Source organism: Entomohabitans teleogrylli (assembly GCF_001484765.1).
Classification (GTDB): domain Bacteria; phylum Pseudomonadota; class Gammaproteobacteria; order Enterobacterales; family Enterobacteriaceae; genus Entomohabitans; species Entomohabitans teleogrylli.
The window spans coordinates 1-10,199 of the sequence record NZ_LLXO01000062.1; the positions used below are offsets into that span (position 1 = coordinate 1).

At 48.2% G+C, this 10,199-nt stretch carries 9 protein-coding genes; 1 reads left to right on the forward strand and 8 read right to left on the reverse strand.

The window, feature by feature from the left end:
* On the forward strand, positions 1 to 553 hold a 553-nt coding region (tnpC, locus tag AQ981_RS24915), incomplete at its 5' end, for an IS66 family transposase (protein ID WP_121500739.1).
* A 173-nt stretch (positions 554 to 726) separates the two neighbouring features.
* On the opposite strand, the gene AQ981_RS24920 is transcribed toward tnpC, so the two are convergent.
* The 8 genes from AQ981_RS24920 to AQ981_RS24955 all read right to left on the reverse strand — a co-directional run.
* Positions 727 to 1,518: a fimbrial biogenesis chaperone gene (locus tag AQ981_RS24920; RefSeq protein ID WP_058914458.1), complete on the reverse strand. Its 792-nt coding sequence runs from the start codon at positions 1,516 to 1,518 to the stop codon at positions 727 to 729.
* A 4-nt stretch (positions 1,519 to 1,522) separates the two neighbouring features.
* Positions 1,523 to 2,689, reverse strand: a complete 1,167-nt coding sequence (locus AQ981_RS24925; RefSeq protein WP_082683275.1) for a fimbrial protein — start codon at positions 2,687 to 2,689, stop codon at positions 1,523 to 1,525.
* 14 nt (positions 2,690 to 2,703) lie between these two features.
* Positions 2,704 to 5,193, reverse strand: a complete 2,490-nt coding sequence (locus AQ981_RS24930; protein WP_161969193.1) for a fimbria/pilus outer membrane usher protein — start codon at positions 5,191 to 5,193, stop codon at positions 2,704 to 2,706.
* Between the two features lie 61 nt (positions 5,194 to 5,254).
* Entirely contained in the window at positions 5,255 to 6,028 is a 774-nt protein-coding gene (locus tag AQ981_RS24935; RefSeq protein ID WP_058914461.1) for a fimbrial biogenesis chaperone, read from the reverse strand.
* Positions 6,029 to 6,209: 181 nt separating this feature from the next.
* A complete protein-coding gene (locus AQ981_RS24940; protein WP_058914462.1) occupies positions 6,210 to 6,749 on the reverse strand; it encodes a fimbrial protein in 540 nt (179 codons plus the stop codon).
* Between the two features lie 930 nt (positions 6,750 to 7,679).
* Positions 7,680 to 8,210: a fimbrial protein gene (locus tag AQ981_RS24945; RefSeq protein ID WP_058914463.1), complete on the reverse strand. Its 531-nt coding sequence runs from the start codon at positions 8,208 to 8,210 to the stop codon at positions 7,680 to 7,682.
* 87 nt (positions 8,211 to 8,297) lie between these two features.
* Positions 8,298 to 8,864 (reverse strand): fimbrial protein, encoded by a 567-nt coding sequence (locus tag AQ981_RS24950; RefSeq protein WP_058914464.1) that lies wholly within the window; start codon positions 8,862 to 8,864, stop codon positions 8,298 to 8,300.
* A gap of 493 nt (positions 8,865 to 9,357) precedes the next feature.
* Positions 9,358 to 10,199 (reverse strand): IS3 family transposase (locus AQ981_RS24955; protein WP_121500740.1); only part of this gene is annotated, 842 nt, incomplete at its 5' end.

A 10,199-nucleotide genomic window follows, 5' to 3' on the forward strand; every position in this document is an offset into this window, starting at 1 on the left:
CTGCTGGGCTCACGCCCGCCGTAAAATCCACGATGTGCACGTTCGCACGCCGTCGGCGCTGACGGAGGAAGCCCTGAAACGTATCGGCGAACTGTATGCCGTTGAGGCGGAGATAAGGGGAATACCGGCAGAACAACGCCTTGCTGAACGTCAGCAGAAAGCGAAACCGCTGCTGAAATCCCTGGAAAGCTGGCTGCGTGAAAAGATGAAAACGCTGTCGCGACACTCAGAACTGGCGAAGGCGTTGACGTATGCGCTAAACCAGTGGCCGGCACTGACGTACTATGCGGAAGACGGCCGGGCCGAAGCGGATAATAACCTTGCTGAAAATGCGCTGCGGATGGTCAGTCTGGGGAGAAAAAACTGGCTGTTCTTCGGCTCAGACCACGGTGGTGAGCGTGGAGCGTTGCTGTACAGTCTGACAGGGACGTGCAAACTGAACGGCGTGGAACCAGAAAGCGACCTCCGGCATGTGCTTGACGTCATAGCAGACTGGCCGATCAATCGGGTGAATGAACTGCTCCCCTGGCGCGTAGCACTGCCAACTGAATAACACATCCCCGTCAATACGGTTCTCGCTGGACGCTTACATATATAGTGGCCTTGCCTGTAGTTATGTCACATATAAATCCTGAGGGAAATTCTCTGGAGCCTGGTTATTTAACGGTGAGTGTGATCTGTCGGTTATATTCCTGCCGCCAGGCGATAGTGCAGGAGATTCAGTCTCTACAGTAGAGTTTGCTCACCGGTAAGTACATTACCAAAGTCATCAATCAGCGAATAAAAGACGCGCATCCCTCTGGTGATATCTCTTCCGGCCTGGCTCACAGGGAGCTGTAACTGCTGGTAAGGCGCCACCATACCGTCATCCGGCAAAACACTTAGCTGCGGCCGTTGCCTGTCCTGGCCCACAGCCAGCTCGAGCAGTGTCTGATAAAATGGCGTCGGATTACTTATCTGCAAGACTGGTACTTTATTCTGAACGATAATCTTAAAACGCAGCTGTTGATGGCGCGGAATATTCGTGTTTTCCCTGAGCGTTTCCGGGCGGTAAAAGAGTTTGATTCGGCTGCGGAAGACCATCTGTATGCGGTTCTTCTCTGGGTCTGCCCGCGGTTTCGGTGGGATCTCCAGTACATTCAGCCAGAATACGCTTTCCCTGTCACCGGCCAGTTGTGACTCCTCTCCAGTAAAGATAATACGCAGGCGCTGCGAGCGTTTACCATCCAGACGCAGGATCGGCTGTGTAATGGTAAAAGGTACTGAAATATCTCCCGGTATTGCTTCTCTGTCACCGGTATCCACCCAGACCTGCAATAAGACTGGCGCATCGCTGTCATTCGATACTCGTAGCGTAGCCTCCTTTTCCCGGCTGTTGACAATAATCCGAGTTTCTCCCAGATAAATTGCTGCTCCTGCCGGACTGACTGGCTCAAAAAAGACTACCATCACTATAGTGAACATTAACCAGAAAAGACGCTTTTTCCATAATCCGCCAGATTTCAGAAACGCTTTCATAACACTACTTATAGTTTAACGTGAATGTCACTGCGCTACGTACACTACCGGCGGCAATGGCTTTTTCTGTCTGGTAAATACTGGCAATCATCGGTACCGTATAACTCCCTCCATACGCAGATGAATAACTCTCCAGTCGGTATAACTCATTAAATGACACAGCCTTATTTTCCTCGCGCATTAATTGTATTCCCACACCGCTTGCCGTTGATGATGCATTCAATGCAACAACGCCATTACCGGCATCAAGAATCGGAGTCGTAGCAGCAAAACTATAATCAATACTGTTCATATTGGCCGGACAGGAATTAAAGCGCAGATCAAAATGAGTTTTTGCCGCCGTTGAACCGATACCGGTAAACGCGTAAATACTCACATCCCCCATAGAGACCGTAACGTCAGGGGTGGTGCAGGTTCCACCAGAAGCAATGTAAGTCGCATTGCTGAAAAAAGTTGAACTGATTTTGTCTGAACCCGGATTAATGCTGCCATTGTACACCTGTACCGGACGCATCAATGCCGCATAAAACATGCCAATGCTGTGGCCATTAATTAAAGTATTCGTGGAGGTTCTGACAAAACGAATCTGTGTTTCTACTCCCAACAGCCAGGGAGCTCCGTTATTATCAGTTGCCGTTAGCAACTGATCAGGAGACTGAAAAGCTTCACGCCCGCTGGTCAAGGCCGTCCAGTCTTTAGCCTGACCATTAAGCGTAAAACGCCAGCGCAGCACATAACCTATTCCCATCAATGACATGTTACCCGCACTATAAGCACTGTATGTCACCCCATCGACATCAATCGCTTGAACAGCAACATGACCCGGCGATGCAACCTGCACCCCCATTTGTGGGTGGATATTCTGGTATTCATCACGGTGTGTGCAACGCCAGGCTCCGGGCGTGGATACAGTAATCCACGGCCCAATTGCTTCGCCAACGCCAATATCCCGCGGTACATCAAGGGTGGTAGTTGAATTAATATTCTGAGTACTACTGCCACCATAAATACAGTCTACCCATGTTCCATCTGCGATGGCGTGGCCAGAATATCCGGAACCTGTCAGCATAAGGAGAAAGATTTTTAGTCTTACCATAGAACGCCAGCCAGCCGATAGCCGACAAGACAGTGCGCGGTATGGGTTAACATTGTCAGGGAATTGTTGCGTCATCCTATTTTCCTTGCTTACTGGCAGGTGGCATTCAAACGAGGGTAATCAAACGCTCTCGTATCAGATAAAACGGGTATGCGGTAGCTGAACTGGCAGTGTTCTGTAGGTAGTTCACCCCATTTCACGGTTAGCGTCCCCTGTTCTTTTGCTGTACGCAATAACCCCTGTCCTACCTGAGCGATATACCCCACCACGCGTTGCTGCTCATCCATAACAGTGGCTCCAAAAGGTAAAGGCTTGCCGTTGATATCAGCACTATTTACAAGGAAGGTATGACCACTCTCCGTTTCATAACGCAGCAGGGCCACAGCGCCTGCAGTTGGAACCACATTCTGGCTGGTATATTTCAGTTCCACATCATGGGAGAGTCCACGCGGGTCAATTTCAACAGAGTTTTGCCGATAAGGACTGAGCCAGGGCACAACGGCTTTGCCACGACTGTTCAAACGAACTCCGCTATAGCTTGTGACCCTGGCGCCACCGGCATGCTCAGCCTCAACAATAGCCGTGGTATCTCCCAGCATCGGAGTAAATACCACACCCCCCTGATAGGCGACGACACCGCCGGACAGGTTTGCGCCATACTGGCTATAGCCGCTCCCGGTGGAATAGCTCCCGCCAAGCGATGCCCAGGGCGCTGACCACGAAACATTTCCCCCTACGCTGGTTGCGTTGTCGCCATTGTTGTGGCGCGAGCCATTGAAAAACGCACCATAACGGTATTGGTTATCTTCGCCTAACGATCCGGAAAGAGAGTTTTGCAGCGAGTGTTGTTCTCGCTGGCGAGTGTAGCTACTGGTCAGATTTGGTGTACTCGGCCCGGAACCTAACGGGATAGAGAATGTCAGCATTACCGTGTTTTCCCAGCGGGAAGTCGTCAGGTTACGTATCCGGTTCAGGCTAATTCCGTAATTAACACGCTTGAAATAGTTGTTGTAACTCACCTGATATTCAGTGTCAGTTCCCTTCTGATTCCAGTAATCCTGCCAGTTTGCGTTTAAAGAAAAGGTTCCAAACCTTTCGGGTAACTGCTGAGTAGCATTAAGCTGCAGACGATTACGTCGGGCATAGGTAGAGTTACTGGTGCTGATGCTATTCCGTGGGTACTTCGCCCTGTCACGCAACAACATCGCCTCATCCGTCTCATAATATCCCTGTCCGGTATAATGAAATCCAGTCAATGCCAGGCTGGTATCAGTCACCGGCAGACGTTTGGCATAAGTGAACCGGAGACTGTTCCCCTGCCTAGAATGTTGATTCACCAGCCGGGTCCGGGACTGGATAGCCCCCAGAGAGAATGCCCCCATCCGCGTGTTAAACGCGAGCCCACCGGACACAGCGGTATAGTCTCTGGCAGTTATCAGCCCGGAATATCCGGTTAACAGGCTCGAAAAACCATGCTGCCATGTCGCCATACCTAACAGCGGCTCATCCTTCATGGCACTATTGCGGTATTTACCTGCGTTCAGAGAATAGCGGCTGACTCCGGGTCTCAGCAATTCAGGAATACTGGCATACGGGACGGTAAATACCTGTTCACGGCCATCCGCCTCCCTGACGGTGACCAGTAAATCCCCCCCGCTCCCGGTCGGGTACAAATCATCAAGCGCAAATGGTCCCGGTGGTACAGTAGTTTCATAAATCTGATAACCGCCCTGAGTGACTTTAACCAGCGCATTGGTATTCGCCACCCCCTGGATGACTGGCGCGAAGCCCCTGCGGGAATCGGCGTACATACGATCGTCTGAGCTAAGTTGAGCCCCGAGAAATCCCACACTGTTAAATACCTGACCTTCGGTAGTGAACTGCCCGAGTACTAGTTTACTGTGCCAGTCAGTCAGAGCGCGTTCCAGATAGGTCTGGTTACTGTGATAACTGAATCCCTGCTGGTTACTCCAGCTAGCGTTAGCACGATAGCGCAGACGCCATACTCGCCAGTTCAATCCGCCACGTAGTGACATGTACTGACTGCTCTGGCTTGCCGAACCTGAATATTCGGAACGATAACCGTTGTAGTCGTACTGTAGCGTAGCCGCTGTGACTCCATGGTCCCATAAAGCAGGATCCACGCCCCCCCTTGCCTCGTGCTGTAGCAGAATCTGCGGAGCGCGAACCTCCAGACGCTGGCTGCCGGTATCAAATCTGGCTGTAGCACCAGGGACAATATCACTGAGATCCCCACATTGTGCTTCGGAACGCAGACGCTCCAGTGCGGCTTTATCCAACTTATCGACCGCAATACCCAGTAATGTCAGTAACTTTATGTCATAGCAAGGTATCGCACTGGTGTCACCCGGTGATGAAAGGACAAAAGTCACATCGCGCCGTCCTTTACGCCGATCGTTCATATAAATATCTATACGGTGTGAACCTGGTGAGACAGGATTACCGCGTGAAAACGCGCTGACATCAACGATTGTGCGCAAAAGTGAGCCGTCAAATTCAACCTCTTCTCCTTCCTCCCGGGCCTGCGCTAACGAACTAACAACCAGAGCGATAGGCATCAAGATCATGAGTTTTGAGCAGGATGCCTGTCGGACTGTGTGACGGTATACTTCAGAGACTTTACCTGGTCGCCAGCGTCCTTTCATACTTATTGTCTCCACCCACATCATTAACCAGGCTATAAAACGCTTTTACCCCTGCCGGAATGGGAGCTTTGACTCCCTGAAGTACCAGACTCAACTCACTGAATGGTGCAACCATCCTGTCAGGTGTTTTACCGAGATAACCAAGCACAGATGAATCTTTAGACTGGCGAACATCTAATTGACGGAATGTGATGTGATACGGCGATGGGTTTTTAACGACAACCGCATAGTCCGAACCACTCTTGCGCAGGGCCAACACAACTTTTTCGTAGGCCTGTTGGGAAGTCATTGTCAGACCTGTGGGGCGGTAAAATAACTTGATACGTGAGCGAAAAGAGAACTGCATCAGGTTGTCACCGGCAGCGATTTGCCTGGTCGGTTTAGGTGGCACTTCCAGTACATTCAGCCAGAACAGGGACTCCTGCTGCGAAGACACTCCCCCACCAGTACGAACAATACGCAGTGTCTGCCCTTTATCAGGATCAAGACGTGCTACAGGAGGGGTCAGGTTGAATGGCACATTAGCCGCACCGGGTTGCGCTTTTGCATCACCATCATCGATCCATGACTGTAACAGTACCGGCCCTTTCCCCTTATTGCTTAATTGCACGATGGTTTCGCCGGCCTTTTCATTGTAAATAACACGCGTCGTATTAATTACAACAGCAGCCTGAGAACAGGAACCCCATACGACTGACAGTGAAACGGCTGTAATTGCCATATAATGCTTGAACTTATAACCAAACATGAGTCTGTCCTTAACAGATGAATCAGTCCTTAACACGGTTTTCCTTCAGCCAGGATATTTCTTCAGGCATCACAAAACCCGGATACTGAAACTTTACCCGTTGTCACGCAGCACATTACAGACAATAGATTGTGCCTGTTTAATCGCGGGGTAGACGTGAACCCCGCACTGAATTTATGGATTACAGATAAACAATACTGTAATTAACAGAGGTATAAACTGTACCTGCCGTAGCAGCATCGGTGGCATAATAACGAGCGATGTAGTCCATCAACCCGCTTCCTGAAGAGATATCAATAAGATTGGAACTCTGGCTTGACTGGTCGCCAATAAAAATTGGCTGGTGAGTATTATCCAGTAATTGAATCTGAATATTCCCTGCGGAATCACTTCCTGATACCGTATTCAGACGCCCTGACACTGAGTCCAGATACGTTCCACTCTCAAAGTAGGTATAAGCAGATGATAGCGTCGCTCCTGTGCAATTACTTAATGCAATCGTAAAAGGGGTATCGCCCTGAGTTACTCCCGGGGAGTTCAGTGCAAATGCCGGAATCTTCGGCAAACTGACAGTCTCTGTTGCCCCACCGCCATTGACAGATATTTCACAGGTATTATCAGTAATATCACCCTGAAAGGTAATCATACCGTCATAAGCCTGAGCCGGCATCGTAAAGTTCATGCCAATAACTATTGCCAGTAGAGAGGTTCTTTTCATCATAGATTAAGTTCCTTGTTTAAGGTAATCCTGTACCAGAGAGCAAAATAGCCTGTAGTGAGGTTTAATCACAAAATCAGGCATTTCATTACCACTCTTTTTTCAAGAGCATTTTCACCATGAACATTCTTAAAAACTCACTTCAAATATATTTTAACATGTGCCTTCAAAGGTTGTCATTTTTTGCCTCTGCCTGTCAGGCATTATCTGATAGATAAAAAACTCATTTATTATAAAATTAAGAATCAGAATCAGATATTGCGATATAAAAAACTACGCATCAAAAAAACAATCAAGATAAACGACTTAATAAGACGGGGGGGACAGTGTGATTTTTCATATCTTCTAAATCGTGACTTAGATCAAAATAAGCAAATCATTCAGACTGATACCAATTTGATATACAGCAATATCAGATAAGCAGGTTTTTAATACTGAGCAGATCAGCACCTCCATAGTCATATCATAGACCTGTTCAGCTCTTCAGCGTAACCTGGATAAGCTATGTTCGGATAAATAATCTCTGAGCCGAGAGTACTAACAACAGGACGACAACGAAGGCTGTATACGTTTCACACTGAATTATCTGATACTTCTGAATTTGCAACGGAGTGGCGAAAAAGAGAAATCGAAGATCAATAAACCAATATTCCTGACTGGCAGTTGAACCTAACGCAGAAACAGATCAGTAAGACCGGTTATATTTCGCAATAGATAAAAATGGTTAGACGCTATCCCTGCAATACTGGCAGGTAGTATCCGGTGCTGATTCACGGAAGTTACTGGAGACATTCATTCTCCGGGTGAGTAACACAATATTCTGTTATTTCATTACAGAGAGGTCTGTTCATACAAACCTCTGGTTTTTCCATGCCCGGAACCGGCTCTGAAACAGGTAGAAGTATAACAAGCTCCCGCCTTCAGGATATCGCTCTATTGATACATAATTGTGTAATCTGCCACAGTATAAATATCTCCTGCAGTTACCGGCCCACCCAGGGTTATATAATGAGCAGTGTAGTCTGCATAACCATCGGAAAGATCAAAAGTGGCCTGACTCTGGTGCGTGATATCATTCAGCTGGAGGTTACCTCCATTTCTCGCGATCTCAACATAAACATGTTCCGCATAACCCGGTCCTGATTTGTTATTCAGCCATCCAAATGTTGTCGCATATCCTGCCCCGGCCTCAAAATAGGTGTAAGCGGTGCTTAAGGTGGGACCGGTACAGCCCTCGAGCGTGATACGGAACGGCGTCTCACTATCTGCGTGGATATCATCATAGAGCGATATGGTAGGCAGAGTAATTGTTGCCATTGGTCCCTGATTGTTAACACTAACCACACAGGTTACATCGGTAATCATACCGGTAAATTCAATCTGACCATCAACGGCAAGGGCCTGAGAAACAGGTGTCATCCCCAGTAAAGTAATCAGCAGAACACCTGTTTTATTCATCTTCATTATAAAACTCCTTTCCGGTTTAACTTAATCCTGAAACACAACCACGATGCCTGTAACAACGTAGCGGTGTGTTCTGTCGAGTCTCACCTACAAATAAATGATGGTGTAGTTCACTACAGTCTGAACCGTCCCTGCCGTTACAGAATCGTTAGCAGCATAATAGCGAACGACGAAATCTCCGGAAGCACTATTAGTAACAGTGTTTATATCCAGATCAGCAGCACTGGCGTACCATGTCGACCAGTTGACCCCCTCCTCCAGATTAAGTGAGTAGGAATCACGAAGTAACTCGATCCGGATATTTTCTGCATAACCCGGTCCTGATTTATTATTCATCATCCCTGCTGTTGCTGTATAACCGGCGGCAGGTTCAAAATAGACGTAAGCGCTAAGTACAGTGGGTCCGGTACAGGAATCAAGAGTGATACGGAATGGCGTTTCACCGGCTGTATCGCCACCATGAGCCAGTTGACTGGCCAGCACAGGTGGCATATTGACAGTTGCCGTCGCGCCCTGGTTGTTGACACTGATGACGCAAGTCGGACTTGTCATTGAGCCAGTAAATATAATCTGCCCGTCAGCCGCCAGAGAAGAAGCTACATAGCCCATACCTACTAATAGACCAGCCAATAGAGTATTTTTTTTCGTTTCCATTCAAATAAATTCCTTTCAAGGATAAAAAATATAATTCACAAAACCAATCAATAACCCCTCACCTATAATTTAATAAGCATGTAAGTAACCACCACCAGGAATCTTCACATTTTGGTTACCTTACAACAAGTTATCTTTAACACGGAGGTAAGAATTTTACAATGTAACCGGACTGTAGCTAGTGTAATAGGACCAGGTTTTGTCCACGAAGCTTATCGGGAAGTGTCATGTTAAATAGCATAATGATTCACCCTCCCCGAGTTAATTAATATTTAATACCTACAAAGGATTGATGTTTTATATATTTCTCTAATTTATGATTTTGATTATTTTTTGATGTATATCAAAAAATTAATTGTCGGGCGAATTATGTCTCTTTCTATAGAATGGCACAGCAGCAAAACTGGTCATGTAAGCACACCCGTTTTAGTTCCACACACTTTTTGAGATTTCCGGTTTCTTGACCCTGGCCCAAAATCAGTGCAGTGCTAAATCAGAGATCTTCGTCTTTCCGGAGACTTCGGATGAATTCAGCCGGAGTCATGTCATTTAATGATGAATGCGTCCTTTCATGATTGTATTCCCTGCGCCAGCTGTCGAGTTTGTCCTGCGCATCTTCCAGTGACAGGAACCAGTGAATGTTCAGGCATTCATCCCGCAGACTGCCGTTAAATGACTCAATAAACGGGTTATCTGTCGGTTTTCCGGGGCGCGAGAAGTCCAGGGTCACGCCGTGTTCATACGCCCATTTATCCAGACTTTTTGAGATAAACTCGCTGCCGTTATCTGTCTGAATACGTACCGGCAGGCGCTTACCCAGCACCCGCAACCCCTCCATCACACCGACCACATCCTCGCCTTTCAGCGACTTTCCGGCATGGCTCGCCAGACACTCCCGACTAAAATTATCGACTACAGTCAGCGCCCGGAAACGCCGTCCGTTAAACAGATTATCCGACACGAAATCCATACTCCAGCACTGATCGATATGGGTCAGGACCGGACGTTGCTGGCGATGTGCTGCACTGACATGTCTGCGGGGGCGCTTTCTGCGCAGGTTGAGGCCTTCCAGACAGTAAATCCGGTGTGTTTTCTTATGGTTAACAAGCCAGCCCTCCCGCCGCAGCTGGATATGAATACGCGGACAGCCATAGCGTATCCGGGTTTCCGCGATCTCCCGGATACGCAGGGTTATCGCCCGATCGTCACGCCGGCTCTGCCAGTGGTAGACAGTTCTGCTCTGCATCAGCAACCCGCATCCCCGGCGGACACTGATACGATAAGCCTCCTGCAGGAAATGCACCGCCTGGCGCTTCTGAGCCGGCCTCAGAACTT

What these genes read in the sequence shown, in the direction of transcription:
- AQ981_RS24945 (WP_058914463.1), bottom strand. Translation starts at nt 8,210, where the DNA reads ATGAAGATGAATAAAACAGGTGTTCTGCTGATTACTTTACTGGGGATG.
- AQ981_RS24925 (WP_082683275.1), bottom strand. Translation starts at nt 2,689, where the DNA reads ATGACGCAACAATTCCCTGACAATGTTAACCCATACCGCGCACTGTCT.
- AQ981_RS24920 (WP_058914458.1), bottom strand. Translation starts at nt 1,518, where the DNA reads ATGAAAGCGTTTCTGAAATCTGGCGGATTATGGAAAAAGCGTCTTTTC.
- AQ981_RS24940 (WP_058914462.1), bottom strand. Translation starts at nt 6,749, where the DNA reads ATGATGAAAAGAACCTCTCTACTGGCAATAGTTATTGGCATGAACTTT.
- AQ981_RS24930 (WP_161969193.1), bottom strand. Translation starts at nt 5,193, where the DNA reads ATGCCTATCGCTCTGGTTGTTAGTTCGTTAGCGCAGGCCCGGGAGGAA.
- AQ981_RS24935 (WP_058914461.1), bottom strand. Translation starts at nt 6,028, where the DNA reads ATGTTTGGTTATAAGTTCAAGCATTATATGGCAATTACAGCCGTTTCA.
- AQ981_RS24950 (WP_058914464.1), bottom strand. Translation starts at nt 8,864, where the DNA reads ATGGAAACGAAAAAAAATACTCTATTGGCTGGTCTATTAGTAGGTATG.